Annotated in this window: 20 protein-coding genes, 1 tRNA gene and 3 rRNA genes; 15 read left to right on the top strand and 9 right to left on the bottom strand. The window is 52.3% G+C overall.

Translation table 11 applies throughout. The features are described 5' to 3' along the window. Positions 1-32: 32 nt before the first annotated feature. From mnmG to asnC, 3 genes are all read right to left on the bottom strand, one after another. Positions 33-1,922: a tRNA uridine-5-carboxymethylaminomethyl(34) synthesis enzyme MnmG gene (mnmG, locus tag O9K67_RS24435; RefSeq protein ID WP_061499579.1), complete on the bottom strand. Its 1,890-nt coding sequence runs from the start codon at positions 1,920-1,922 to the stop codon at positions 33-35. Positions 1,923-2,294: 372 nt separating this feature from the next. Continuing rightward, a complete protein-coding gene (gene mioC / locus O9K67_RS24430; RefSeq protein ID WP_061499576.1) occupies positions 2,295-2,744 on the bottom strand; it encodes an FMN-binding protein MioC in 450 nt (149 codons plus the stop codon). 119 nt (positions 2,745-2,863) lie between these two features. Next, a complete protein-coding gene (gene asnC / locus O9K67_RS24425) occupies positions 2,864-3,322 on the bottom strand; it encodes a transcriptional regulator AsnC (RefSeq protein ID WP_007369362.1) in 459 nt (152 codons plus the stop codon). Between the two features lie 150 nt (positions 3,323-3,472). Here asnC and asnA point away from each other — a divergent pair, with 150 nt between their 5' ends. Then, entirely contained in the window at positions 3,473-4,465 is a 993-nt protein-coding gene (gene asnA, locus O9K67_RS24420; RefSeq protein ID WP_061499573.1) for an aspartate--ammonia ligase, read from the top strand. Here the strand turns inward: asnA and viaA are convergent. Both viaA and ravA read right to left on the bottom strand, forming a co-directional pair. Continuing rightward, positions 4,462-5,913, bottom strand: a complete 1,452-nt coding sequence (gene viaA / locus O9K67_RS24415; RefSeq protein WP_061499571.1) for an ATPase RavA stimulator ViaA — start codon at positions 5,911-5,913, stop codon at positions 4,462-4,464. The two genes, asnA and viaA, sit on opposite strands and share 4 nt — an antisense overlap. After that, the gene (gene ravA, locus O9K67_RS24410; RefSeq protein ID WP_061499567.1) at positions 5,907-7,403 is read right to left on the bottom strand and encodes an ATPase RavA; all 1,497 of its coding nucleotides are present in this window, start codon (positions 7,401-7,403) and stop codon (positions 5,907-5,909) included. The genes viaA and ravA overlap by 7 nt, the downstream gene beginning before the upstream one ends. A gap of 222 nt (positions 7,404-7,625) precedes the next feature. Between ravA and kup the strand changes: the two genes are divergently transcribed. The 7 genes from kup (at position 7,626) to rbsR (ending at position 15,556) form a co-directional block, all read left to right on the top strand. Continuing rightward, complete coding sequence (gene kup, locus O9K67_RS24405; protein ID WP_061499564.1) at positions 7,626-9,494, top strand: low affinity potassium transporter Kup; 1,869 nt, start codon at positions 7,626-7,628, stop codon at positions 9,492-9,494. 204 nt (positions 9,495-9,698) lie between these two features. Further along, positions 9,699-10,118 carry a D-ribose pyranase gene (rbsD, locus tag O9K67_RS24400; protein WP_061499562.1) on the top strand — a complete coding sequence of 140 codons (420 nt, stop codon included), beginning with the start codon at positions 9,699-9,701 and terminating at the stop codon, positions 10,116-10,118. A gap of 7 nt (positions 10,119-10,125) precedes the next feature. After that, positions 10,126-11,631 carry a ribose ABC transporter ATP-binding protein RbsA gene (rbsA, locus tag O9K67_RS24395; RefSeq protein WP_061499560.1) on the top strand — a complete coding sequence of 502 codons (1,506 nt, stop codon included), beginning with the start codon at positions 10,126-10,128 and terminating at the stop codon, positions 11,629-11,631. A gap of 5 nt (positions 11,632-11,636) precedes the next feature. Next, positions 11,637-12,602: a ribose ABC transporter permease gene (gene rbsC, locus O9K67_RS24390; protein ID WP_061499558.1), complete on the top strand. Its 966-nt coding sequence runs from the start codon at positions 11,637-11,639 to the stop codon at positions 12,600-12,602. A 26-nt stretch (positions 12,603-12,628) separates the two neighbouring features. Then, a complete protein-coding gene (gene rbsB, locus O9K67_RS24385; RefSeq protein WP_061499555.1) occupies positions 12,629-13,519 on the top strand; it encodes a ribose ABC transporter substrate-binding protein RbsB in 891 nt (296 codons plus the stop codon). Positions 13,520-13,630: 111 nt separating this feature from the next. Then, positions 13,631-14,560, top strand: a complete 930-nt coding sequence (gene rbsK, locus O9K67_RS24380) for a ribokinase (RefSeq protein WP_061499551.1) — start codon at positions 13,631-13,633, stop codon at positions 14,558-14,560. 12 nt (positions 14,561-14,572) lie between these two features. After that, positions 14,573-15,556, top strand: coding sequence for a ribose operon transcriptional repressor RbsR (gene rbsR / locus O9K67_RS24375; protein WP_061500267.1), 984 nt, complete (start codon positions 14,573-14,575; stop codon positions 15,554-15,556). On the opposite strand, the gene mdtD is transcribed toward rbsR, so the two are convergent. Both mdtD and O9K67_RS24365 read right to left on the bottom strand, forming a co-directional pair. Beyond that, positions 15,533-16,951 (bottom strand): multidrug transporter subunit MdtD, encoded by a 1,419-nt coding sequence (gene mdtD, locus O9K67_RS24370; protein ID WP_061499548.1) that lies wholly within the window; start codon positions 16,949-16,951, stop codon positions 15,533-15,535. The genes rbsR and mdtD overlap by 24 nt on opposite strands. An 11-nt stretch (positions 16,952-16,962) precedes the next feature. Next, on the bottom strand, positions 16,963-17,667 hold the full coding sequence (locus O9K67_RS24365) for a FadR/GntR family transcriptional regulator (protein ID WP_061499545.1): 705 nt from the start codon (positions 17,665-17,667) through the stop codon (positions 16,963-16,965). A gap of 459 nt (positions 17,668-18,126) precedes the next feature. On the opposite strand from O9K67_RS24365, the gene O9K67_RS24360 reads away from it, so the two are divergent. The 4 genes from O9K67_RS24360 to rrf all read left to right on the top strand — a co-directional run bounded on the left by O9K67_RS24360 (position 18,127) and on the right by rrf (position 23,136). Then, positions 18,127-19,666 (top strand): 16S ribosomal RNA (locus tag O9K67_RS24360). A gap of 85 nt (positions 19,667-19,751) precedes the next feature. Continuing rightward, positions 19,752-19,827, top strand: a tRNA-Glu gene (locus O9K67_RS24355). A 191-nt stretch (positions 19,828-20,018) separates the two neighbouring features. Next, positions 20,019-22,926 (top strand): 23S ribosomal RNA (locus O9K67_RS24350). A gap of 94 nt (positions 22,927-23,020) precedes the next feature. Continuing rightward, a 5S ribosomal RNA gene (gene rrf, locus O9K67_RS24345) occupies positions 23,021-23,136 on the top strand. The 16S, 23S and 5S rRNA genes sit together here with 1 tRNA gene alongside, the layout of an rRNA operon. A gap of 71 nt (positions 23,137-23,207) precedes the next feature. Here rrf and mobB read toward each other — a convergent pair. After that, positions 23,208-23,717 (bottom strand): molybdopterin-guanine dinucleotide biosynthesis protein MobB, encoded by a 510-nt coding sequence (gene mobB, locus O9K67_RS24340; RefSeq protein WP_061499543.1) that lies wholly within the window; start codon positions 23,715-23,717, stop codon positions 23,208-23,210. Then, entirely contained in the window at positions 23,714-24,241 is a 528-nt protein-coding gene (mobA, locus tag O9K67_RS24335) for a molybdenum cofactor guanylyltransferase MobA (protein WP_061500264.1), read from the bottom strand. The genes mobB and mobA overlap by 4 nt, the downstream gene beginning before the upstream one ends. A gap of 126 nt (positions 24,242-24,367) precedes the next feature. On the opposite strand from mobA, the gene O9K67_RS24330 reads away from it, so the two are divergent. From O9K67_RS24330 to dsbA, 3 genes are all read left to right on the top strand, one after another. Next, a complete protein-coding gene (locus O9K67_RS24330) occupies positions 24,368-24,637 on the top strand; it encodes a YihD family protein (protein ID WP_061499540.1) in 270 nt (89 codons plus the stop codon). A gap of 75 nt (positions 24,638-24,712) precedes the next feature. After that, positions 24,713-25,699 carry a serine/threonine protein kinase gene (locus O9K67_RS24325; protein WP_061499538.1) on the top strand — a complete coding sequence of 329 codons (987 nt, stop codon included), beginning with the start codon at positions 24,713-24,715 and terminating at the stop codon, positions 25,697-25,699. A gap of 16 nt (positions 25,700-25,715) precedes the next feature. Beyond that, complete coding sequence (gene dsbA, locus O9K67_RS24320) at positions 25,716-26,339, top strand: thiol:disulfide interchange protein DsbA (RefSeq protein ID WP_061499535.1); 624 nt, start codon at positions 25,716-25,718, stop codon at positions 26,337-26,339. Positions 26,340-26,348 lie beyond the last annotated feature (9 nt).

Below are 26,348 nucleotides of genomic sequence, written 5' to 3'. Positions count from 1 at the left end.
CTATGCCCGGTAGACCGGGCATACGACGACGATTATGCGCTACGGCGCAGCATACCTTGTTTTTTCAACCATACCAGCAGAATGGAGATGGCTGCGGGAGTGATCCCGGAGATGCGTGACGCCTGACCGATGGAAGACGGTTTATGATCGTTGAGTTTCGCGATCACTTCGTTAGACAGTCCGTTCACCTGACGATAATCCAGTGTGGCAGGCAGCAAGGTGTTTTCATTGCGCTGCTGTTTCTCGATTTCATCCTGCTGACGCGCGATGTATCCCTCGTATTTCACCTGAATTTCCACCTGCTCAGCGGCTTGCGGATCGTCCAGACCAGGGGAGAATGGCGTCAGCTGCACCAATTGCTGGTAAGTCATTTCAGGGCGACGAAGCAGATCTTCACCGCTGGCTTCGCGAGACAACGGCGCAGTCAGCAGCGTATTAACCGCTGGCGCATGTTCAGAAGCCGGTGATACCCATTGTGATTTCAGGCGTTGACGCTCACGTTCAATGCTTTCCAGTTTCTCATTGAAGCGCGCCCAACGCGCATCGTCCACCAGGCCCAGTTCACGACCGGCTTCTGTCAAACGTAAATCCGCGTTGTCTTCACGCAGCATCAGGCGATATTCCGCGCGAGACGTAAACATACGGTACGGCTCTTTGGTGCCGAGTGTGCAAAGATCGTCCACCAGTACGCCGAGATAAGCCTGATCACGGCGTGGTGCCCAACCCTCTTTGTCAGCGGAGGCGCGTGCGGCGTTCAGACCTGCCAGCAACCCCTGCGCCGCGGCTTCTTCGTAACCGGTGGTACCGTTGATTTGGCCAGCAAAGAACAGACCATGAATGAATTTACTTTCCAGGGTCGGTTTCAGGTCGCGCGGATCGAAGAAATCGTACTCAATGGCATAACCCGGACGAACGATTTTGGCGTTTTCCATCCCTTGCATTGAACGGACAATCTGCATTTGCACATCGAACGGCAAGCTAGTGGAGATGCCGTTCGGATAAATTTCGTTAGAGGTCAGTCCTTCCGGTTCAAGGAAGATCTGATGCTGGTTGCGATCGGCAAAGCGCATCACTTTGTCTTCGATCGACGGACAATAACGTGGACCGATCCCTTCGATCACGCCGGCATACATCGGGCTACGATCGAGGTTATTGCGGATCACGTCGTGGGTTTTTTCATTGGTGTGCGTAACGTAGCACGGTACCTGGCGCGGATGCTGGGCAGCATTTCCCATAAACGAGAAGACCGGCATTGGGTTATCACCATGCTGCTGCGCCAGTACGCTGAAATCGATCGTGCGCGCATCAATACGCGGCGGTGTCCCGGTTTTCAGACGGCTTACGCGTAGCGGCAGTTCACGCAAACGGCGTGACAGAGGAATCGACGGCGGATCGCCTGCGCGGCCACCGCTGTAGTTATCCAGACCAATATGAATTTTGCCGTCAAGGAATGTCCCTACGGTCAGCACAACCGCTTTGGCGCGGAATTTCAGCCCCATCTGAGTAACGGCGCCTACCACACGATCGTTTTCAACGATCAGATCTTCAACCGCCTGCTGGAAGATCATCAGGTTCGGCTGGTTTTCCAGCGCGGTACGTACAGCCTGGCGGTAAAGCACGCGATCCGCTTGAGCGCGGGTTGCCCGGACAGCCGGGCCTTTGCTGGCGTTTAGTATTCTAAACTGAATGCCTGCCTGATCGATCGCTTTCGCCATCAGTCCGCCCAGGGCATCCACTTCTTTCACCAGGTGTCCTTTCCCAATACCGCCGATCGCCGGGTTGCAACTCATCTGCCCCAGCGTGTCGATATTGTGTGTCAAAAGCAGGGTCTGTTGACCCATACGCGCTGCTGCCATTGCGGCCTCAGTGCCTGCATGACCCCCGCCAATGATAATGACGTCAAAAGGATCCGGATAAAACATGGTGGTATGCCTCGCCTGAGCGGTTAGAAATTGGGTTGAAGCCCGGGTCGTGGATTCTACTCAACTTTAGTCCAGTGAGAAAGATCCGGATCCCGGGTATTAAAAAGAAGATCTTTTATGTAGAGAGATCTGTTCTATTGTGATCTCTTATTAGGATCGCGGTCGCTTGTGGATAAGCCGGATCATCACTTTAAGATCAATTCATTAGGCTGGATCATTAGCTGTGAATGATCGGTGATCCTGGGCCGTATAAGCTGGGATCAGAATGCGATGTTATACACAACTCAAAAAGTGAACACGCGTTATTCTTTGGATAACTACCGGTTAGTAAGACCTTTTAAGCAGAGTTATCCACATCTGATCGCACGATCTTTAATCATTGTTGAGTAAATTTTTCCAGGATCCCAACCATTCCTCTGCGGGATCTTCCGGAATATCGTGATCCAGAATGTTGATCTTCAGTGTTTCGCCGATCTGTCTGGCGCCGTTTGCCTTTAAAGACGCTTCCAGTTTTTCGATCGCCTGGCAGAAGGTGTCATATTCACGGCTACCAATACCGATCGCGCCAAAGCGAACCCGGGAAAGATCCGGTTTCTGTTCATTCAAATCATCCAAAAACGGCTGCAGGTTTTCTGGAAGATCGCCCGCACCGTGGGTTGAACTGACCACCAGCCATATCCCCTGCGGCGCAAGATCCTCTAGTAGCGGGCCATGTAACGTCTCAGTGCTAAAACCTGCATCTTCCAGCTTTTCCGCCAGATGTTCTGCAACATATTCCGCATTGCCAAGCGTACTGCCGCTAATCAGCGTGATGTCTGCCATGAAGCCCCGCTCCGTTTTATTCGCCATCCGGCGACAAATAGAGGTGCATTGTACGCTGTGAACGGGCTGGGATCTACCTGTGGACAATACGGGTATTACTCAGGGATGAAAACGCCCGGTTAAGGGCGGATGGTACGCATGATAGGGTTTTGCAGGGAGATCAATGTTTCGGTGGACTGAATTTCATCGATTGTTTGGATCTTGTTGATAAGTACTTGCTGGAGGGCATCGATTGATCGGCACATCACCTTTATAAAGATACTGTAATGGCCGGTGGTGTAATACGCCTCGGTCACCTCTTCCAGGCTTTCGAGTTTTGCCAGCGCGGAAGGGTAATCTTTTGCGCTCTTCAGAATGATGCCGATAAAGCAGCACACATCGTAACCCAGTTGCTTCGGGCTGACGTCAATGCGCGCACCGGTGATGATCCCGGCCTGCTTCATTTTCTCTACGCGAACATGAATGGTGCCGGGGCTTACGCCAAATTGTTTAGCCAGTTCGGCGTAAGCAGTACGCGCGTTCGCCATTAAGGCGTCGAGAATGCCGCGGTCCAGATTGTCGATCTGATAATTTTCCATAGGATTTTCTTATGAAGAATAGTGATTCTTTCCATTTTAACCTGTGATTTTATCGATTCAAAAGCACTGGTGGCTTTTTAATTGATGATTATTGAGTTGCGATGTCATTTTGTTGCTTAATTAAAAGCAACAGGACACAGGAGTTAAATAATGAAAACCGCTTACATCGCTAAACAACGCCAGATCGCCTTTGTGAAATCCTTTTTTTCCCGCCTGCTTGAAGAAAAATTGGGCCTGATTGAAGTGCAGGCGCCGATTCTCAGCCGTGTTGGGGATGGTACTCAGGATAATCTGTCCGGTAGCGAGAAAGCGGTGCAGGTCAATGTGAAGACATTGCCGGAGGCCCGCTTTGAAGTCGTGCACTCTCTGGCGAAATGGAAACGACAGACGCTGGGTCAACACGACTTCAGTGCCGGAGAGGGGCTATACACACATATGAAAGCCCTGCGTCCGGATGAAGACCGCCTTTCTCCGATTCACTCTGTTTATGTGGATCAGTGGGACTGGGAACGAGTGCTGGGTGACGGTGAACGCCATACCTCGACCTTAAAAGAGACCGTTCGAGCGATCTGGGCCGGGATCAAAGCCACGGAATCAGAAGTCAGTGAACGATTTGGTCTGGTGCCCTTTCTGCCTGAACAGATCCATTTTGTGCACAGTGAAACGCTGCGCAGCCGTTTCCCGGATCTGGATGCCAAAGGTCGTGAAAGAGCCATCGCCAAAGAGCTGGGCGCGGTATTTCTGATGGGCATCGGCGGTAAGCTAAGTGACGGTAAACGCCATGACGTTCGCGCGCCGGATTATGATGACTGGAGTACCGTGGCAGAAGGTGGCTTCAGCGGCCTGAACGGCGATATTCTGGTCTGGAACCCGGTACTGGAAGATGCGTTGGAACTCTCTTCCATGGGCATTCGCGTTGATGCGGATGCGTTAACACGTCAACTTAAACTGACGGGTGATGAAGACAGGCTACAGCTTGAGTGGCACCAGGCGCTGTTGCGCGGAGAGATGCCACAAACCATTGGCGGCGGTATTGGTCAATCCCGACTGACGATGCTGTTATTGCAGTTGCCGCACATTGGCCAGGTTCAATGCGGTGTGTGGCCGGAACACGTCCGCAAGCAGGTTTCCGGTCTGCTTTAACGCCGCCAGCGCCGCAGCAGGCGGCTACGCATCCCGGTATCGAAGCGCCAGATATGGTCGAAGATGCGCATGATGCCGGGTTTGCCATGCACGGACATCGCCACCGCATGAAAGCGATGCTGATGAACGTGTTGCAGTTCCTTCACTTTATTTACCACATCGTCCGGCAAACGCTGGGCGATAAAGTCAGAGATCACTACCGCATCGGCGTCGTACCATTCGCCGCCCTGCATGCGTTCCACGATGGCGCGGAAACAGCTCGCCAAATCGGTTCCGCCGCGAAAACGCTGACTGAGAAAACGAATTGCCTGCTCCAGGCCTTCAGCGCTCGTCAGTTCGTAGCGCACCACTTCACTGGAGAAAAGCATAATGTAGCAGCGCCGCTTATCGGCCAGTGCGACGCGCATCAACGCCAGGCAAAATGCCTTTGCACATTGTTCATTAAAACCGCCCATTGAACCTGAGGTATCGACACAGACGATAAAAGGTCCGCGCGGTTGTTCATCGAATTCCTGATGAATAACCGGTCGTTCGGTCACTTTTTCCCGCCATGCATCGCCGTGTAGCCGGTAAGTGAGTAACTGTTTTTCCACCAGCCGGCGATAAAACTCATATTCCAGCTCAGTGATCCCCAGTGTGGCCAGTTCGGGCGGCAACAGCCGCAACATATCATCGCTTTGATGCAGCCCGTCGACTTGCTCCGGAACCGTTGCCGGTTCACGTACCAGTGTACGGAATGTCTCCATTGGCGCATCTTTACGGGGGACGGATTTTGCTTCACGCGAGCGACCAAGCTGTTCGGCCAGATGCTGAAGTTCCGGCTGCTGATTGAGGAACTCACCATATTTAATGATTAACTGATAATCGCCGCGTTTAAGCTGCCCTGCACTCATATCCCATAACCGGCCTGCCGCATTTTCATTTTCAATCAGCACGGGCTCCAACTGACCGCTCAGGGTCATACGTTCCTGTACTTCACTGAGCAGCCGATCGCGTTCCTCATCCAGCAATTGCTGATTAAAGGTGGTGGTCTGCACCACAAGGCTCAGGCGCCAACGCTGTAAAAACAGCGTATGCAGCGCAGGTGTGAAGAGGGCGTTATCCGCTACCATCTGTCTGGCCTGGGCGGCATATGGCGAATGGAGCTTATCCAGTAACGCGAGAATTTGCGGCAACTGAACAATAAACTGCGATGTCGACAGGAGCTGGTTTTGTTGGTAACTCAACACTTCTTCTGCCAGTTCTGGCGGAACGTCGGTCTCTTTAAGGTGTTTTCTCAGCGCTTCACGCCAGCGGGGTACATCGTCAGTGATGGCCTGTTTCAGGCGAGGAAATTTTTCAAAAAACAGCGCCAGTTGCGGCGATGCCAGCAGGGCGACGATGAGCTCTTCAATCATCGCCTCCTCGCTGACGGTCATCATGACATTGAGGGTATCCAGCGTTAGCATTGACGCGCCTGTTGGATTTGCGCTCTGACGTCCTGCAAGCTGGCTTCAATGCGACCTAACCAGTCGCTGGCGATAAACAGGCATTTCTGCTGTTCGCTAAAACGGGTGTGCTGCTGATGCCAGGTGTTATCCAGCGCTTCAAGCTGTTGTTTGATCTCTTCCGGAACGTTTTCCGGCGTAGCACCCGGCAGCGCGAGGCGCGATCCCTGTAAACTGACGTCGCGGATCAGCAGATGCAGGCTGGTGTCCACTTCCAGATCAAGCGGTTGCGCAAAACCAATGCCGTTGAGCTTACCGCGGATCTCCCCGCCTTTTGTCAGCCATTGCGCCAGCGCATTGCGTTCAATGGTGACATGAATAACCTGCATATCGTGCAGTTTCAGCGGCTTTTGCAACAACAAGGTCAGTACCGGGTCGTCCAGATCTTCCGGCAAGTCATAATGCGGTCGACGGCTGAACATACCGCCCTGACGGCTGACTTTGAGCGCTGTTTTATCGCTTTGCTGTTGCTGAAGCCGCATATTCTGCTGAGCGATGCTGCTCAGTTGCGCCAGCATCGCTTGCTGCTGCCATGCGTGCCCGGTCATCAAAATATCTAACTGTTGTTGCAGCAGATTCATACTCTGCGCATCGTGCCACAGGCAGTCCTTCAGCAGGATCAAATCTATTGGCGCAACGGCGTCACGACCGCTAAAAAAGGCGCTGGATTGCAACAGTCGGATGGCCTTTTTCCATCGACGATCGGAAACATAAGGTGCGTTTGGTAAAGCATCAAGCTGCTGGCGCAGCGTATAAATCAGCTCAAAGACATGGTCCGGCAGTTTGACCTGCCCGATCTCGTGCTGCCAGTTGAGGTACTCTTCATCGGTGATCTGTAGCTCTTTCGCCACCGGATTGTCATTTTCATCCTGCTGACTGATCAGCATCGAGCGGAAGTTCCCCTTTTCCTGAACCTTGTCCAGCCACAGACGAATCAACATACGGTCATACAGCGCTTCGAGGCTGCTGTCTGCCTCCGGTAGTTCGTTAGACGCCGCCACCAGCAGACGCATAGGGATTTTCTCTTCGCTGGCACCGTTGCGAAAACGCCGTTCATTAATTGCGGTCAGCAAGGTATTGAGAATGGCGGGACCCGCTTTCCATATCTCATCCAGAAAAACGATTTCAGCTTCCGGCAGATAGCCACTGGTTAAGCGTTCATAGCGCCCTTCATCTTTTAGCGCCTGGATCGAGAGCGGGCCAAAAACTTCCTCTGGCGTAGAGAAGCGGGTCATCAGATATTCGAAGGCGCGGGCATGTTTAAAGGCGAATTTCAGACGACGGGCAATCAGACTCTTGGCGATACCTGGCGGGCCCAATAGAAATACGCTCTCTCCACTCAGGGCTGCCAGCAGGCATAGCCGAATGGCGTGGCTACGCTCAAAGAGGCCTTTCTCCAGCGCGCTGCTTAAGCGGGAAATTCTTTCAGCTAATAAATGCGAGTGAGCCATAATAGATTTGCGTCCTTTCGCCGTGTTATCCGGCTTGCAAAAGCGAGTATAGACGTTCCTGTAAGGGCTTGTAATAGACTGAAGAACAGCTTTATTTTCTTTGCTCCAGATTAACGTGGCCGCATTTAGGGGTACGATTTCGCAAATAATCGTGCATACTGTGCGCTTTTTGTGGGCCAAGGGACTAAGCACACATTTGTCATTTCAACAAAAGATTAGTCTATGAGCACTGATAATAAGCAATCGTTACCCGCGGTAACACTCGCGGCTATTGGGGTTGTCTACGGTGATATTGGTACCAGCCCGCTTTATACGCTTCGTGAATGTTTGTCTGGTCAGTTCGGTTTCGGCGTTGAGCGTGATGCCGTTTTCGGTTTCTTATCGCTGATTTTCTGGCTGTTGGTTTTTGTCGTCTCCATAAAATACCTGACATTCGTCATGCGGGCGGATAACGCCGGTGAGGGCGGGATCCTGACGCTGATGTCGCTGGCGGGGCGCAATACGTCTGCCAGAATGACTTCCGTACTGGTGATTATGGGGCTCATAGGCGGCAGTTTTTTCTATGGCGAAGTGGTCATCACCCCCGCAATCTCTGTTATGTCGGCTATTGAAGGGCTGGAAATTGTCGCGCCGTCGCTCGACTCATGGATTGTTCCGCTCTCTATCGTCGTCTTAACCTTACTGTTCGCGATCCAAAAACATGGCACCGGGCTTGTGGGGAAGCTGTTTGCACCGATTATGCTGGCGTGGTTTTTAATTCTGGCGGTTCTGGGTGCACGTGGGATTTTGTCTAATCCGGAAGTGTTGCAGGCACTGAACCCTGTATGGGCGGTCAATTTCTTCGTTCAGTACAAAGCGATCTCGTTTGTTGCGCTGGGTGCGGTGGTGCTTTCCATTACCGGGGTTGAAGCGCTGTATGCGGATATGGGGCACTTTGGCAAACTGCCGATTCGCGTGGCGTGGTTTATTGTGGTGCTGCCCTCTCTGGCGTTGAACTATTTTGGTCAGGGCGCATTGCTGCTGAAAACGCCGGAAGCGATTAAAAACCCGTTCTTTTTACTGGCACCTGAATGGGCGCTTATTCCTATGCTGATCATTGCCACCCTGGCGACGGTCATTGCCTCACAAGCCGTTATTTCAGGTGTCTTCTCACTGACCCGCCAGGCTGTACGTTTGGGTTACCTTGCCCCGATGCGTATTATCCATACCTCGGAAATGGAGTCCGGGCAGATCTATATCCCCTTTATAAACTGGCTGCTTTACTTTGCGGTGGTGCTGGTGATTGTCAGCTTTGAACACTCCAGTAACCTTGCGGCGGCGTATGGTATTGCCGTAACCGGGACAATGGTGCTGACATCGATCCTTTCTACCACGGTGGCGCGAAATAACTGGCACTGGAATAAGCTATTTGTTGCGCTGATCCTCACGTTGTTCCTGTGTATTGATGTGCCGCTGTTTTCGGCAAACCTCGATAAGATTGTTTCCGGCGGCTGGTTGCCGTTAAGCCTGGGTCTGGTGATGTTCCTGGTGATGACCACCTGGAAAAGCGAGCGTTTCCGTTTACTGCGTCGCATGCATGAACACGGTAACTCTCTCGAAGCGATGATTGCATCGCTGGAGAAATCACCGCCGGTACGTGTCCCCGGTACTGCGGTGTATATGTCCCGTGCGCTGAACGTTATTCCATTCGCTATGCTGCATAACCTTAAGCATAACAAAGTGTTGCATGAGCGTGTCATCCTGCTGACGCTGCGTACCGAAGATGCGCCTTATGTGCATAACGTTCGTCGCGTGCAGATAGAGCAACTCTCGCCAACTTTCTGGCGTGTTGTGGCCAGCTACGGCTGGCGTGAAACGCCGAACGTGGAGGAAGTGTTTCACCGTTGCGGGCTTGAAGGCCTCAATTGCCGCATGATGGAAACTTCTTTCTTTATGTCGCATGAATCGCTGATCGTCGGCAAACGTCCATGGTATCTGCGGCTACGCGGTAAACTTTACCTGGTGTTGCAGCGAAATGCGTTGCGCGCTCCCGATCAGTTTGAGATCCCGCCTAACAGGGTGATAGAACTGGGAACCCAGGTCGAAATTTAGTCCTGATTAAACCCCTCGCAATGAGGGGTTTTTGTTATTAATTGCTGTAAATTTTGCTTAAGCAAGAAAAGCTGTTTTTTTCATCATTTCCACAAGCGAAACGTTTCGATATCGATCACACTTCTGTAATGCCGGGATGGTTTTCTGAGCATTCTTCATACTACACTGCGTTCAGCGAAACGTTTCGCTAGTGGAGCATAAAATATGAAAAAAGGTCGTGTACTGAACGCTGACATTTCGTCGGTCATCTCTCGTCTTGGTCATACTGATACGCTGGTGGTGTGTGATGCCGGGTTGCCGGTGCCACGTAGCACACAACGTGTGGATATGGCATTAACACAGGGCGTTCCTTCCTTCATGCAAGTGCTGGAAGTGGTGACAACGGAAATGCAGGTTGAGGCCGCTATCTTAGCGTCGGAAATTAAACAATATAATCCGCAGCTCCACGAAACGTTGCTCAGCCATATTGAGCAACTGCAACAACACCAGGGAAATACCATAGCCGTGCAGTACGTTACGCACGAGCAGTTCAAAAAACACACCGCGGACAGTCATGCGGTTATTCGCAGCGGGGAGTGTTCCCCGTTTGCGAATATCATTCTCTGTGCTGGCGTCACATTCTGAGGCCCTCATGGACGCGTTATTGCAACTCAAGGGAATCGATAAAGCATTCCCCGGCGTAAAAGCCCTCTCCGGAGCGGCGCTGAATGTTTACCCCGGCCGCGTGATGGCGCTGGTCGGGGAAAATGGCGCCGGTAAATCCACCATGATGAAAGTACTGACCGGCATCTACACGCGAGATGCGGGTTCGCTACTTTGGCTGGGGAAAGAGACCACCTTCACCGGTCCTAAATCTTCCCAGGAAGCCGGCATTGGTATCATTCACCAGGAACTGAACCTGATCCCGCAGTTGACCATTGCCGAGAACATTTTCCTTGGCCGTGAGTTTGTGAACCGTTTTGGCAAAATCGACTGGAAAAAGATGTTTGCCGACGCCGACAAACTGCTGGCGAAACTGAATCTGCGCTTTAAGAGCAACCGTCTTGTGGGCGAGCTATCCATCGGCGATCAGCAAATGGTCGAAATCGCTAAAGTGATGAGCTACGAATCGCAGGTCATCATTATGGATGAACCGACCGATGCCCTGACCGACACCGAAACCGAATCGCTGTTTCGCGTGATCCGCGAACTGAAAGCGCAAGGGCGTGGCATTGTTTATATCTCCCACCGAATGAAAGAGATCTTCGAGATTTGCGATGACGTGACGGTTTTCCGTGACGGGCAATTTATTGCCGAGCGCGAAGTTGCAACGCTGACCGAAGATACGCTGATCGAAATGATGGTTGGCCGTAAGCTGGAAGATCAGTACCCGCGTCTGGATAAAGCGCCGGGTGAAGTACGTCTTACCGTCGATAGTTTGTGTGGGCCGGGGGTGGACAACGTCAGCTTCACCCTGCGTAAAGGTGAAATTCTTGGGGTGGCCGGGCTGATGGGGGCCGGTCGCACTGAGCTGATGAAAGTGCTGTATGGCGCACTGCCGCGCACCAGCGGCTATGTGACACTCGATGGGCACGAAGTGATCACCCGCAGTCCGCAGGATGGGCTGGCAAACGGCATTGTGTATATCTCTGAAGATCGTAAGCGTGACGGGCTGGTGCTTGGCATGTCGGTTAAAGAGAACATGTCGCTCACCGCGCTGCGCTACTTCAGCCACACAGGTGGCACGCTGAAGCATAAAGATGAACAGCAGGCGGTAAATGATTTTATTCGTCTGTTTAATGTGAAAACGCCCTCGATGGAACAGGCCATTGGGCTGCTCTCCGGCGGGAATCAGCAAAAAGTGGCGATTGCACGCGGTCTGATGACCCGCCCGAAAGTGTTGATCCTCGACGAACCGACCCGTGGTGTGGACGTCGGGGCGAAGAAAGAAATTTATCAGTTAATTAACCAGTTTAAGGCCGATGGCCTGAGCATCATTCTTGTCTCTTCGGAGATGCCGGAAGTTCTGGGAATGAGCGATCGCATTATGGTGATGCATGAAGGGCGTCTCGGCGGTGAATTCACGCGCGAGCAGGCCACTCAGGAAGTATTGATGGCTGCCGCTGTGGGCAAGCTTAATCGTGTGAATCAGGAGTAAAAAAGATGACTACCCAGGCTGTTTCTGGTCGCCGTTATTTCACCAAAGCATGGTTGATGGAACAAAAATCGTTAATTGCCCTGCTGGTGCTGATTGCGATCGTTTCGACCATGAGCCCGAACTTTTTTACCGTCAACAACCTGTTGAACATCCTGCAGCAGACGTCGGTTAACGCCATTATGGCCGTCGGGATGACGCTGGTGATCCTGACATCGGGAATCGACCTGTCCGTGGGGTCTCTGTTGGCACTAACCGGTGCTGTCGCGGCTTCGCTGGTGGGCATGGAAGTGAATGCACTGGTGGCTGTTGCTGGTGCGCTGGCGCTTGGCGCTGCCGTGGGCGCGCTGACCGGTGCCATTGTCGCTAAAGGTCGTGTTCAGGCGTTTATCGCCACGCTGGTGATGATGCTGCTGTTGCGCGGTGTGACGCTGGTTTATACCAACGGTAGCCCGATCAACACCGGCTTTACGGATAATGCCGATGTGTTTGGCTGGTTCGGTATTGGTCGTCCTTTCGGCATCCCTACGCCGGTCTGGCTCATGGCGATAGTCTTTATTGCCGCATGGTATCTGTTGCATCACACCCGCCTGGGTCGTTATATCTATGCCTTAGGCGGTAACGAAGCCGCTACGCGTTTGTCCGGTATCAGCGTAGATAAAGTCAAAGTTATCGTTTACTCGCTGTGCGGCCTGTTGGCCTCTCTGGCGGGCATTATTGAAGTGGCGCGTCTTTCCTCGGCGCAACCTACTGCGGGAGCAGGTTATGAGCTGGATGCTATCGCCGCGGTTGTTTTGGGTGGGACCAGTCTTGCAGGCGGTAAGGGTCGTATCGTCGGGACGTTAATTGGCGCACTGATCCTTGGCTTCCTCAATAATGGATTGAATTTGCTGAGTGTTTCCTCCTATTACCAGATGATCGTTAAAGCAGTGGTGATTCTGCTCGCGGTACTGGTAGACAACAAAAAGCAGTAATTACCTACACAACAGGACTCATGAAAATGAACATGAAAAAACTGGCCACTCTGGTTTCTGCTGTTGCACTGAGCGCCACCGTAAGTGCGAATGCGATGGCAAAAGACTCTATTGCTCTGGTTATTTCTACGCTGAACAACCCGTTCTTCGTTTCGCTGAAGGATGGTGCGCAGAAAGAAGCGGACAAACTGGGTTATGACCTGGTGGTTCTGGACTCGCAGAACAACCCGGCTAAAGAGCTGGCTAACGTTCAGGATTTGACCGTACGTGGCACCAAACTGCTGCTGATCAACCCAACAGATTCCGACGCGGTGGGTAACGCCGTGAAGATGGCTAACCAGGCGAAAATCCCGGTGATCACCCTTGACCGTGTGGCCTCCAGTGGTGAAGTGGTCAGCCATATTGCTTCCGATAACGTACTGGGCGGCAAAATCGCCGGTGACTATATCGCCAAGAAAGCTGGCGAAGGCGCAAAAGTCATCGAACTGGCGGGTATTGCCGGTACCTCTGCAGCACGTGAGCGTGGTGAAGGTTTCCAGCAGGCGGTAGCTGCGCATAAATTCAACGTGCTGGCCAGCCAGCCGGCAGACTTTGATCGTACTAAAGGTCTGAACGTCATGCAGAACCTGCTGACCGCGCATCCGGACGTGCAGGCTGTGTTCGCACAGAACGATGAAATGGCGTTGGGCGCGCTGCGTGCGCTGCAAACTGCCGGTAAATCCGACGTTATGGTCGTAGGTTTTGACGGTACACCAGACGGTGTGAAAGCGGTAAATGATGGCAAATTGTCAGCGACTATCGCCCAGCTGCCAGAACAGATTGGCGCGAAAGGTGTTGATACCGCTGATAAGGTTCTGAAAGGCGAAAAAGTTTACGCGAAAAACCCGGTTGACCTGAAACTGGTCATCAAGCAGTAATATGGCGTTCTGGCCGTAGCAACACGCTGCGGCTTGTGGGACAACGTAAAAAAAAGAAAAGCATGGCACGCGCCACCGTCACCGGTGGCGCACTTTACGGACTCGTTCATCATGAAAACCGCAGGCAAACTCGTCGTCCTTGGTAGTATTAATGCCGATCACATTCTTAACCTTGAATCCTTCCCTACGCCGGGCGAAACCGTCACCGGTAGTCACTATCAGGTCGCTTTCGGCGGCAAAGGCGCAAACCAGGCTGTCGCCGCCGGACGCAGCGGTGCGGATATCGCGTTTATTGCCTGTACTGGTGATGATGACACCGGTACGCGGGTACGTAAGCAGCTGGAAAGCGACAACATTGATGTTGCTCCGGTAAGTGTTGTTGCTGGTGAATCTACCGGCGTGGCGCTGATTTTCGTTAATGGCGAAGGTGAGAATGTTATCGGTATTCATGCGGGAGCGAATGCGGCGCTCTCCGTAGAAAGAGTCGATGCACAACGCACGCTTATTGCGGATGCTTCTGCACTGCTGATGCAGTTGGAATCCCCGGTAGAGAGCGTGCTGGCTGCGGCCCGTATTGCTCATCAGAATGGCACGCTCGTCGCACTGAACCCGGCACCGGCACGTGAGCTCTCTGATGAGTTGCTGGCGCTGGTGGACATCATTACGCCTAATGAAACTGAAGCGGAAAAACTCACGGGGATTAATGTTTCCAGTGATGACGATGCCGCTCGCGCCGCGCAAGTGTTGCACGGTAAAGGTATCAATACCGTTATTATTACGCTGGGTAGCCGCGGCGTGTGGGCCAGCGTGAAAGGTGAAGGCAAGCGTGTACCCGGTTTCAAAGTGAAAGCCGTCGATACCATTGCCGCAGGCGATACGTTTAATGGCGCGCTGTTAACCGCATTGCTGGAAGCTAAACCGCTGGATGAGGCGATTCGTTTTGCTCATGCAGCGGCAGCCATTGCCGTTACGCGTAAAGGCGCGCAACCGTCTGTGCCCTGGCGCAACGAGATTGATGATTTTCTACATCAGCAGGGGTAACGCGTGGCCACGATGAAGGATGTTGCCCGCCTGGCGGGCGTTTCCACCTCTACGGTTTCCCACGTTATCAATAACGATCGCTTTGTCAGTGATGCGATTCGTGAAAAGGTGGACGCGGCGATCAAAACGCTGAACTACGCGCCCTCCGCCCTTGCGCGCAGTCTGAAGATCAATCAGACCCGCACTATCGGCATGCTGATTACCGCCAGTACGAATCCCTTTTATTCAGAACTGGTGCGCGGCGTTGAACGTAGCTGTTTTGAGCGTGGCTATAGCCTGGTGCTGTGTAACACCGAAGGCGATGAGCAGCGGATGAATCGTAACCTGGAGACGCTGATGCAAAAGCGTGTTGATGGGTTACTTTTGCTGTGTACCGAAACGCATCAGCCTTCGCAAGAGATCATGCGCCGTTATCCTTCTATACCCACCGTTATGATGGACTGGGCGCCGTTCGATGGCGACAGCGATCTGATTCAGGATAACTCCTTGTTTGGCGGCGATATGGCGACGCAGTATCTGATTGATAAAGGCTATACGCGTATTGCCTGCATTACCGGGCCGCTGGATAAAACACCGGCGCGTTTGCGTCTCGAAGGGTATCGCGAAGCGATGATTCGTGCCGGTCTGACCATTCGCGAAGGCGATGAAATTGAAAGTGATTTTGAGTTCGGCGGCGGGTTTGACGCGATGAAGTCGTTACTGGCGATGAACGAGCGTCCGCAGGCAGTGTTTATCGGGAATGATGCAATGGCCGTAGGGGCTTATCAGGCGCTGTATCAAGCGGGGCTGAAGATCCCGGAGGATATGGCTATCGTGGGTTATGATGATATTGAGCTGGCGCGTTATATGACGCCGCCGCTCACCACTATCCATCAGCCAAAAGATGAACTGGGCGAGCTGGCGATTGATGTACTGATTCACCGAATGGCAGAACCTGATCTGCAACAGCAACGGTTGCAGCTGACGCCGATCTTAATGACGCGCGGTTCCGCCTGATTTCCTGTTCCGCTCTTTTATCAGGTTGCGCCCATCTTTCGCTTTCAGCAGCATAAATACCAGTGCGGAAACCAGTGTAATCGCCCCCATCGTAATAAACGTATAGTGAAACTGTTCCACTGTATTGGCGCTATCAAACCCTTCATAAAAACGCAGTACCGCTGCACTGACTGCCACGCCCAGGCTTATCGACAGTTGCTGTGTTACCGCCAGCACGCTATTGCCGCTGCTGGCGTTGTCATCCGTTAAATCCGCCAGCGTAATGGTGTTCATGGCTGTGAACTGCGTGGACATCGCCATTCCCAGTACGAACAGCGGCAAAATCAGCATCCATACTGCCATTGACGGCGACTGGAGCGAGAACTGTGCAATCATCAAACCAATAAAAAGCGTGATGCCAACCAGTGTCTTGCGATAACCCAGACTGCGCAGTATTTGCGTGACGATGGATTTCGCCAGAATCGACCCCAGAGCGGTAGGGGCCATCATACAACCGGCGATCAGCGCCGGATAACCAAAACCAACCTGCAACATCAGCGGCATCAGAAAAGGAACACAGCCGGTTCCCAAGCGTGATGCAATATTGCCCGCAATGCCGACGGAAAAAGTATGTGTCCTAAACAGATTCAGTGAAATCAGTGGGGTCGGGTGGCGTTTAGCGTGGCGGATATAGGCCAGCAGTAACAAAATACCACTCAGGATGATGGCGAGCGCAATCCAGGTGGCAACCAGTTTTTCGCCAAACAGTTCCATCCCACTTGAGAAGAGCACGAGGCTTAAGCCAAACAGGAAAAAACCACCCATGTCGAAGCTACGTCGCGGGGTGGTGAAATTGGGCATATATTTGCGTGCGTAAAACAGTCCGGCAAGGCCAATGGGGATATTAATCAGAAAGATCCAGTGCCAGCTTGCCCACGTCACCAGAATGCCACCCATCACCGGGCCCAGAATCGGCCCGACCAGGCCTGGCATAGTGACAAAGTTAAGCACTGGCAATAATTCACTGCGCGGATAAGCGCGCAACAGCGCCAGACGGGCTACCGGCATCATCATTGCTCCGCCGATGCCCTGAATCACACGAAAGATTACCAGCATGGCGAGCGAGTTGGAGAGCGCGCAAGCCAGAGAGCCTAGCGTAAACAGACTCACGGCTAGCATAAATATCCGCCGCGTACCGAAGCGGTCTGCCAGCCAGCCGCTCATCGGGATGAGCATCGCCACGGTCAGTGTGTAACTAATAATGGCTGATTGCATGGCTAAAGGGGAACGATCAAGGCTGTGCGCGATGGCCGGTAAAGCAGTGTTGAGAATGGTGGCGTCCAGCGCCTGCATAAAAAAAGCCATTGCCGCAATCCACGGCAGACCAGCCATACTGCGTGCTTTCTTCTCTGTCATGCAATATCCCGTTATTTCGCCGTAGGGGCATAAGGCGTGGTCAGTAATATCTGGCATGCCCGGAATGCGCTTTCACCGTCGCTTTCCTGGATGGCATTCACAATCGCCTGATGAAGGTCGAGCTTGACCACTTCGTTTTGCGTTATAGAAGTAAAGTAGGTGTGATAAATAGAATGAAAGAGCGTGGAGAACGATATAAGGAAGGGGTTTTCACTCATGGCGTAAATATGTTCATGCCAGGCCATATCCACATCTATCCAGCGTTCGCGGTTAAAATCCTTTTTCAGAATCACCATCTCTTCCATTAATGTATTGAGATGCGCTTTTTGTTCCGCGCTGCCCAGAGTTGCCGCCAACAGGCACGCCTGAGGTTCCAGGCTGCTACGCATTACCAGAAAGTGTTGGATAACGGTTTCAACGTTCTCCTCGCTCATCCACCAGGACAATAATTCTTTATCCAGAAAGTTCCAGTTACCGCGTGGCATGACACGGGTGCCAATACGCGGACGGGGTAAAACCATTCCTTTTGCTGTTAATGTCTTTACTGCTTCCCTGATGGCGGTGCGGCTTACACCAAACTGCTCACCCAGCTCCATCTCTCCAGGCAGAATAACGCCTGGCGCATATTTGCCTTTCAGGATTTGTCGCGCCAGTTTCTCCGCCAGCACCCATGAGATGTTTTTCTGTGCGGCAAGTTGTTGTGCGTTTAAAGACATTTTCTCACTTCCTTTTATCTCGTTATCACCTGTTAGTATGCCATTCGATATATGTCAGTGGTGGTAAAAACAGCGAAATCAGCAATTCATGCCGCTTTTTGCCGCGCTTTGTTGAAAAAAAACGCGGTTGATAACTTTTTTTAAATTAGGGGTTGTCAGCCGGAATTAACTCCCTATAATGCGCCACCACTGACACGGCACAACGGCAAACACACCGGCCTGTCAGGTGAAGAAATCTGAAAATATTCAGTTGACTTCGCAGCGGGAAAGCGTAATATGCACACCCCGCGCCGCAGCGAAAACACAGCGGCACTGCTCTTTAACAATTTATCAGACAATCTGTGTGGGCACTCAAAGTGACATGGATTCTTGACGTCCACGGACGCTAAATGAATACCAAGTCTCACGAGTGAACACGTAATTCATTACGAAGTTTAATTCGATGAGCATCAAACTTTTAAATTGAAGAGTTTGATCATGGCTCAGATTGAACGCTGGCGGCAGGCCTAACACATGCAAGTCGAACGGTAGCACAGAGAGCTTGCTCTCGGGTGACGAGTGGCGGACGGGTGAGTAATGTCTGGGAAACTGCCTGATGGAGGGGGATAACTACTGGAAACGGTAGCTAATACCGCATAACGTCGCAAGACCAAAGAGGGGGACCTTCGGGCCTCTTGCCATCAGATGTGCCCAGATGGGATTAGCTAGTAGGTGGGGTAACGGCTCACCTAGGCGACGATCCCTAGCTGGTCTGAGAGGATGACCAGCCACACTGGAACTGAGACACGGTCCAGACTCCTACGGGAGGCAGCAGTGGGGAATATTGCACAATGGGCGCAAGCCTGATGCAGCCATGCCGCGTGTATGAAGAAGGCCTTCGGGTTGTAAAGTACTTTCAGCGGGGAGGAAGGTGTTGTGGTTAATAACCACAGCAATTGACGTTACCCGCAGAAGAAGCACCGGCTAACTCCGTGCCAGCAGCCGCGGTAATACGGAGGGTGCAAGCGTTAATCGGAATTACTGGGCGTAAAGCGCACGCAGGCGGTCTGTCAAGTCGGATGTGAAATCCCCGGGCTCAACCTGGGAACTGCATTCGAAACTGGCAGGCTGGAGTCTCGTAGAGGGAGGTAGAATTCCAGGTGTAGCGGTGAAATGCGTAGAGATCTGGAGGAATACCGGTGGCGAAGGCGGCCTCCTGGACGAAGACTGACGCTCAGGTGCGAAAGCGTGGGGAGCAAACAGGATTAGATACCCTGGTAGTCCACGCTGTAAACGATGTCGATTTGGAGGTTGTGCCCTTGAGGCGTGGCTTCCGGAGCTAACGCGTTAAATCGACCGCCTGGGGAGTACGGCCGCAAGGTTAAAACTCAAATGAATTGACGGGGGCCCGCACAAGCGGTGGAGCATGTGGTTTAATTCGATGCAACGCGAAGAACCTTACCTGGTCTTGACATCCACAGAACTTGGCAGAGATGCCTTGGTGCCTTCGGGAACTGTGAGACAGGTGCTGCATGGCTGTCGTCAGCTCGTGTTGTGAAATGTTGGGTTAAGTCCCGCAACGAGCGCAACCCTTATCCTTTGTTGCCAGCGGTCCGGCCGGGAACTCAAAGGAGACTGCCAGTGATAAACTGGAGGAAGGTGGGGATGACGTCAAGTCATCATGGCCCTTACGACCAGGGCTACACACGTGCTACAATGGCGCATACAAAGAGAAGCGACCTCGCGAGAGCAAGCGGACCTCATAAAGTGCGTCGTAGTCCGGATTGGAGTCTGCAACTCGACTCCATGAAGTCGGAATCGCTAGTAATCGTGGATCAGAATGCCACGGTGAATACGTTCCCGGGCCTTGTACACACCGCCCGTCACACCATGGGAGTGGGTTGCAAAAGAAGTAGGTAGCTTAACCTTCGGGAGGGCGCTTACCACTTTGTGATTCATGACTGGGGTGAAGTCGTAACAAGGTAACCGTAGGGGAACCTGCGGTTGGATCACCTCCTTACCTTAAAGAACCTGCCTTTGCAGTGCTCACACAGATTGTCTGATGAAAAGAAAGAAGCAAGGCGTCTTGCGATTGAGACTTCAGTGTCCCCTTCGTCTAGAGGCCCAGGACACCGCCCTTTCACGGCGGTAACAGGGGTTCGAATCCCCTAGGGGACGCCACTTGCTGGTTTGTGAGTGAAAGTCACCGGCCACCGTATCTCAAAACTGACTCACGAGTCATGTTTGAGATATTTGCTCTTTAAAAATCTGGATCAAGCTGAAAATTGAAACACAGAACAGTGTGAACTGTTCTGCGAGTCTCTCAAATTTTCGCAACTGAGGATGTTTCACGAAACATCTTCGGGTTGTGAGGTTAAGCGACCAAGCGTACACGGTGGATGCCCTGGCAGTCAGAGGCGATGAAGGACGTGCTAATCTGCGAAAAGCGCCGGTAAGGTGATATGAACCGTTATAGCCGGCGATGTCCGAATGGGGAAACCCAGTGTGATTCGTCACACTATCATTAACTGAATCCATAGGTTAATGAGGCGAACCGGGGGAACTGAAACATCTAAGTACCCCGAGGAAAAGAAATCAACCGAGATTCCCCCAGTAGCGGCGAGCGAACGGGGAGGAGCCCAGAGCCAGAATCAGCTTGTGTGTTAGTGGAAGCGTCTGGAAAGTCGCGCGATACAGGGTGACAGCCCCGTACACAAAAACGCACAGGTTGTGAGCTCGATGAGTAGGGCGGGACACGTGGTATCCTGTCTGAATATGGGGGGACCATCCTCCAAGGCTAAATACTCCTGACTGACCGATAGTGAACCAGTACCGTGAGGGAAAGGCGAAAAGAACCCCGGCGAGGGGAGTGAAAAAGAACCTGAAACCGTGTACGTACAAGCAGTGGGAGCACCCTCTGGGGTGTGACTGCGTACCTTTTGTATAATGGGTCAGCGACTTATATTCTGTAGCAAGGTTAACCGAATAGGGGAGCCGAAGGGAAACCGAGTCTTAACTGGGCGTTAAGTTGCAGGGTATAGACCCGAAACCCGGTGATCTAGCCATGGGCAGGTTGAAGGTTGGGTAACACTAACTGGAGGACCGAACCGACTAATGTTGAAAAATTAGCGGATGACTTGTGGCTGGGGGTGAAAGGCCAATCAAACCGGGAGATAGCTGGTTCTCCCCGAAAGCTATTTAGGTAGCGCCTCGTGAATTCATCTCCGGGGGTAGAGCACTGTTTCGGCTAGGGGGCCATCCCGGCTTACCAACCCGATGCAAACTGCGAATACCGGAGAATGTTATCACGGGAGACACACGGCGGGTGCTAACGTCCGTCGTGAAGAGGGAAACAACCCAGACCGCCAGCTAAGGTCCCAAAGTCATGGTTAAGTGGGAAACGATGTGGGAAGGCCCAGACAGCCAGGATGTTGGCTTAGAAGCAGCCATCATTTAAAGAAAGCGTAATAGCTCACTGGTCGAGTCGGCCTGCGCGGAAGATGTAACGGGGCTAAACCATGCACCGAAGCTGCGGCAGCGACACGAATGTGTTGTTGGGTAGGGGAGCGTTCTGTAAGCCTGCGAAGGTGTGCTGTGAGGCATGCTGGAGGTATCAGAAGTGCGAATGCTGACATAAGTAACGATAAAGCGGGTGAAAAGCCCGCTCGCCGGAAGACCAAGGGTTCCTGTCCAACGTTAATCGGGGCAGGGTGAGTCGACCCCTAAGGCGAGGCCGAAAGGCGTAGTCGATGGGAAACAGGTTAATATTCCTGTACTTGGTGTTACTGCGAAGGGGGGACGGAGAAGGCTATGTCATCCGGGCGACGGTTGTCCCGGTTTAAGCGTGCAGGTGTGTGTTCCAGGTAAATCCGGTTCACTTTAACACTGAGGCGTGATGACGAGGCACTACGGTGCTGAAGTGACAAATGCCCTGCTTCCAGGAAAAGCCTCTAAGCTCCAGGTAACACGAAATCGTACCCCAAACCGACACAGGTGGTCAGGTAGAGAATACCAAGGCGCTTGAGAGAACTCGGGTGAAGGAACTAGGCAAAATGGTGCCGTAACTTCGGGAGAAGGCACGCTGATATGTAGGTGAAGCGGTTTACCCGTGGAGCTGAAATCAGTCGAAGATACCAGCTGGCTGCAACTGTTTATTAAAAACACAGCACTGTGCAAACACGAAAGTGGACGTATACGGTGTGACGCCTGCCCGGTGCCGGAAGGTTAATTGATGGGGTTATCCGTAAGGAGAAGCTCTTGATCGAAGCCCCGGTAAACGGCGGCCGTAACTATAACGGTCCTAAGGTAGCGAAATTCCTTGTCGGGTAAGTTCCGACCTGCACGAATGGCGTAATGATGGCCAGGCTGTCTCCACCCGAGACTCAGTGAAATTGAACTCGCTGTGAAGATGCAGTGTACCCGCGGCAAGACGGAAAGACCCCGTGAACCTTTACTATAGCTTGACACTGAACATTGAGCCTTGATGTGTAGGATAGGTGGGAGGCTTTGAAGCGTGGACGCCAGTCTGCGTGGAGCCAACCTTGAAATACCACCCTTTAATGTTTGATGTTCTAACGTGGACCCGTGAACCGGGTTGCGGACAGTGTCTGGTGGGTAGTTTGACTGGGGCGGTCTCCTCCTAAAGCGTAACGGAGGAGCACGAAGGTCAGCTAATCCTGGTCGGACATCAGGAGGTTAGTGCAATGGCATAAGCTGGCTTGACTGCGAGCGTGACGGCGCGAGCAGGTGCGAAAGCAGGTCATAGTGATCCGGTGGTTCTGAATGGAAGGGCCATCGCTCAACGGATAAAAGGTACTCCGGGGATAACAGGCTGATACCGCCCAAGAGTTCATATCGACGGCGGTGTTTGGCACCTCGATGTCGGCTCATCACATCCTGGGGCTGAAGTAGGTCCCAAGGGTATGGCTGTTCGCCATTTAAAGTGGTACGCGAGCTGGGTTTAGAACGTCGTGAGACAGTTCGGTCCCTATCTGCCGTGGGCGCTGGAGAATTGAGGGGGGCTGCTCCTAGTACGAGAGGACCGGAGTGGACGCATCACTGGTGTTCGGGTTGTCATGCCAATGGCACTGCCCGGTAGCTAAATGCGGAAGAGATAAGTGCTGAAAGCATCTAAGCACGAAACTTGCCCCGAGATGAGTTCTCCCTGAGACTTTGAGTCTCCTGAAGGAACGTTGAAGACGACGACGTTGATAGGCCGGGTGTGTAAGCGCAGCGATGCGTTGAGCTAACCGGTACTAATGAACCGTGAGGCTTAACCTTACAACGCCGAAGATGTTTTGGCGGAAGAGAGACAATAATCAGCCTGATACAGATTATATTGACAGACCGGAAGGTGTGTTGATGACAGAATTTGCCTGGCGGCACTAGCGCGGTGGTCCCACCTGACCCCATGCCGAACTCAGAAGTGAAACGCCGTAGCGCCGATGGTAGTGTGGGGTCTCCCCATGCGAGAGTAGGGAACTGCCAGGCATCAAACAAGAAAAACCCTGACCGTAAGGTCGGGGTTTTTTGCTTTTATCCCTTGCGAAAAAATCGGGAAACTAGCCGGTAGAGCGCAACCAGCGCAAAATAAAGTCGACAATCTGTTCAAGATTGTTCAGATCCAGCACCGGAACGTTGATTTCCAATGATTCATCGCTGACCACAGCGATAACATGTTCATCCAATATGAGTTCTTGCAGACTGTGTCCACAGTTTTGCCGCCAAAGCAGGAGCTTTGCTACCGCTTCATGCTTAAACCCTTCCACCAAAACCACATCCAGTGTTGATGTATCCATCCGACTGACCAGATACGCCAGGTCCAGTTCAGAATCATCCGGTGTTTCTGTCATCAAAGCCCAGCGCTGAGAACTTGCCACCAGCGTTTGCGCCGCGCCAGCCTTACGCAATTCATAACTGTCTTTTCCTGGCTTATCGACATCCATATCGTGATGGGTATGTTTGATTAAACCCGGTCGGATTCCATGTGCACAAAGTGCCGGGATCAGTTTTTTTAGAAGGGTTGTTTTACCTGTACCGCTCCAGGCTGCAATCGCGAGTAAAGGGATCATGAATTCTCCTGCCAGTGAGCAAGATCGTCTGGCGTATTTACATTGGCAAATGCGATTTTCGCATCGCTAAAATCTACAGGGTGTCCGCCTGATTCACGCATAAACACCATTACTCTGCGTTCTCCACGCGCCAGGTAGTCTTGTAACGCTGGCAGAATGCGCCTGTTAATCAGAGCGATAGCCGGATGATCTCGCTCGCCATCATGCACCCACACCGCAGGGGCCTGTTGACGTTGAACCTGCAACCGGGCGAGAAGATTCTCTGGTACATAGGGCGTATCGCAAGGACAAAACAGAAACCACTCGCTGTCTATTTTCTGCATTACCGAAAGTATTCCTGCCAGCGGGCCAGGAAAATCATTCAGACTGTCAGGCACCACAGTCAGACCACTCGCGCGATAGATATCAAGGTTGCGGTTGGCGCTGATCACCACGTGTTCAACCTGCGGTCTCAGTCTCTGCGCGACATGTTGCCATAAAGGCTTGCCGTTCAGCTCCAGCAAGCCTTTATCTTTTCCCCCCATGCGTGAGGCCTTTCCTCCCGCCAGTACCACGCCGGTTACTGCGCTGCTGTCCGTCACAGTTATCGCCTCTTTTATTGTGGGATTGACCCTGCTAACGTGTCTGTACCAAGAGTAAGGAGCACGACCATGAAATGTAAACGCCTGAACGAAGTTATCGAACTTCTCCAGCCTGCATGGCAGAAAGAGCCGGAACTGAATTTACTGCAATTCTTGCAGAAACTGGCGAAAGAATCAGGTTATGACGGCGAACTGGCTGATTTAAGTGACGACATTCTGATCTATCACCTGAAAATGCGCGATTCATCGAAAGACGCGGTGATCCCTGGTATTCAAAAAGATTATGAAGAAGATTTCAAAACCGCTCTGCTGCGCGCCCGCGGCGTGATTAAAGAGTAAAAGCTTGTAAGCGGCGCCACCGAAAACGTTGCAAAATGATATCCTGAATCATTCGTTGTATTTTCGGATGACAGGATGACCTGTAACGCTTTTACTTTCCAGACACTACACCCGGATACCATCATGGATGCGCTGTTTGAGCAGGGGATCCGGGTGGACTCCGGTCTTACTCCGCTCAACAGCTACGAAAACCGTGTCTACCAGTTTCAGGATGAAGATCGCCGCCGTTATGTGGTGAAGTTTTATCGTCCCGAACGCTGGTCAGCAGAGCAAATCCTTGAAGAGCACGAGTTTGCTCTGGATTTACAGCGTGATGACGTTCCCGTTGCCGCGCCGCTTGCTTTTAACAACCAGACCTTGTTAACCCATAACGGCTTCTTTTTTGCGATTTTCCCAAGCGTTGGCGGCCGCCAGTTCGAGGCTGATAATCTTGATCAGATGGAGTGGGTGGGGCGGTATCTGGGGCGTCTGCATCAAACCGGCAGCAAAAAACGCTTCGCCCATCGACCGGACATTGGAGTAAAAGAGTATTTATTAGAACCTCGCCAGCTCTTTGAAACAACAGCGCTAATCCCGGCGGGTTTAAAAAGTGAGTTCCTGTCTGCGGTAGATAAGCTTATTGATGCTGTCATGGCGCAATGGCACAACCGCTTTAATCTGCTGCGCCTGCACGGTGACTGTCATGCCGGGAATATTCTCTGGCGCGACGGACCGATGTTTGTCGATCTTGACGATGCCCGCAACGGTCCTGCGATTCAGGATCTGTGGATGTTGCTGCATGGCGATAAAGCTGAGCAGCGTATGCAGCTTGAGATGATCGTTGAAGCTTATGAGGAATTCAGCGAGTTTAATCATGCCGAGTTAGGCCTTATTGAGCCGCTGCGCGCCATGCGGATGGTCTACTATATTGCGTGGCTTATCCGTCGTTGGGACGATCCGGCATTCCCCAAAAATTTCCCCTGGCTGAACAGTGAAGATCACTGGCGCAGGCAGACAGTGAGTTTCCTTGAGCAGGTAAAAGTTCTGCAGGAACCCCCTTTAGCATTAACACCCATGTATTAAACGGAGAGAGTTAACCATGAAGAAGATTTGGCTGGCGCTGGCAGGAATGATTCTGGCATTTAGCGCCTCTGCAGCGCAGATCACCGATGGCAAGCAGTTCATTACTCTGGATAAACCCGTGGCTGGCGAGCCGCAGGTACTTGAGTTCTTTTCATTTTACTGCCCGCACTGCTACGATTTTGAACGTGTATGGCATATTGCCGATGCGGTTAAGCAAAAACTGCCGGAAGGCACCAAAATGACCAAGTATCACGTAGAGTTTCTTGGCCCGCTGGGTAAAGAGATGACGCAAGCGTGGGCGGTAGCGATGGCGTTGGGCGTGGAAGATAAGATCACTGCGCCAATGTTTGAAGCGGTGCAGAAAACCCAGACCGTTCAGTCTGTTGCCGATATCCGTGACGTCTTTATCGCTGCGGGTGTGAAGGGGGAAGAGTATGATGCCGCCTGGAACAGCTTTGTGGTGAAATCACTGGTTGCTCAACAGGAAAAAGCGGCTGCCGATCTGCAATTGCAAGGGGTTCCGGCCATGTTTGTGAATGGCAAATACCAGATTAATCAGCAAGGCATGGATGGCAGTAGCCTGGATGCCTTCGTGAAAGATTATGCCGACACGGTGAAATTCCTGGTCGAGAAGAAGTAAAAGAAAACG

The sequence above is a fragment of the Kosakonia oryzendophytica genome (genome assembly GCF_027886705.1).
GTDB classification, from domain to species: Bacteria; Pseudomonadota; Gammaproteobacteria; order Enterobacterales; family Enterobacteriaceae; genus Kosakonia; species Kosakonia oryzendophytica.
Note: the sequence above shows the minus strand (reverse complement) of the source record. Positions and strands in the feature narration are given on the sequence as shown.

Coding starts and splice junctions, on each gene's coding strand:
- mobB (WP_061499543.1), bottom strand. CDS start 23,717: ATGATCCCTTTACTCGCGATTGCAGCCTGGAGCGGTACAGGTAAAACA.
- O9K67_RS24325 (WP_061499538.1), top strand. CDS start 24,713: ATGACCTGTAACGCTTTTACTTTCCAGACACTACACCCGGATACCATC.
- rbsC (WP_061499558.1), top strand. CDS start 11,637: ATGACTACCCAGGCTGTTTCTGGTCGCCGTTATTTCACCAAAGCATGG.
- O9K67_RS24365 (WP_061499545.1), bottom strand. CDS start 17,667: ATGTCTTTAAACGCACAACAACTTGCCGCACAGAAAAACATCTCATGG.
- kup (WP_061499564.1), top strand. CDS start 7,626: ATGAGCACTGATAATAAGCAATCGTTACCCGCGGTAACACTCGCGGCT.
- mioC (WP_061499576.1), bottom strand. CDS start 2,744: ATGGCAGACATCACGCTGATTAGCGGCAGTACGCTTGGCAATGCGGAA.
- mdtD (WP_061499548.1), bottom strand. CDS start 16,951: ATGACAGAGAAGAAAGCACGCAGTATGGCTGGTCTGCCGTGGATTGCG.
- ravA (WP_061499567.1), bottom strand. CDS start 7,403: ATGGCTCACTCGCATTTATTAGCTGAAAGAATTTCCCGCTTAAGCAGC.
- mobA (WP_061500264.1), bottom strand. CDS start 24,241: ATGGGGGGAAAAGATAAAGGCTTGCTGGAGCTGAACGGCAAGCCTTTA.
- rbsD (WP_061499562.1), top strand. CDS start 9,699: ATGAAAAAAGGTCGTGTACTGAACGCTGACATTTCGTCGGTCATCTCT.
- asnA (WP_061499573.1), top strand. CDS start 3,473: ATGAAAACCGCTTACATCGCTAAACAACGCCAGATCGCCTTTGTGAAA.
- dsbA (WP_061499535.1), top strand. CDS start 25,716: ATGAAGAAGATTTGGCTGGCGCTGGCAGGAATGATTCTGGCATTTAGC.
- rbsK (WP_061499551.1), top strand. CDS start 13,631: ATGAAAACCGCAGGCAAACTCGTCGTCCTTGGTAGTATTAATGCCGAT.
- rbsB (WP_061499555.1), top strand. CDS start 12,629: ATGAACATGAAAAAACTGGCCACTCTGGTTTCTGCTGTTGCACTGAGC.
- rbsA (WP_061499560.1), top strand. CDS start 10,126: ATGGACGCGTTATTGCAACTCAAGGGAATCGATAAAGCATTCCCCGGC.
- asnC (WP_007369362.1), bottom strand. CDS start 3,322: ATGGAAAATTATCAGATCGACAATCTGGACCGCGGCATTCTCGACGCC.
- rbsR (WP_061500267.1), top strand. CDS start 14,573: ATGAAGGATGTTGCCCGCCTGGCGGGCGTTTCCACCTCTACGGTTTCC.
- mnmG (WP_061499579.1), bottom strand. CDS start 1,922: ATGTTTTATCCGGATCCTTTTGACGTCATTATCATTGGCGGGGGTCAT.
- O9K67_RS24330 (WP_061499540.1), top strand. CDS start 24,368: ATGAAATGTAAACGCCTGAACGAAGTTATCGAACTTCTCCAGCCTGCA.
- viaA (WP_061499571.1), bottom strand. CDS start 5,913: ATGCTAACGCTGGATACCCTCAATGTCATGATGACCGTCAGCGAGGAG.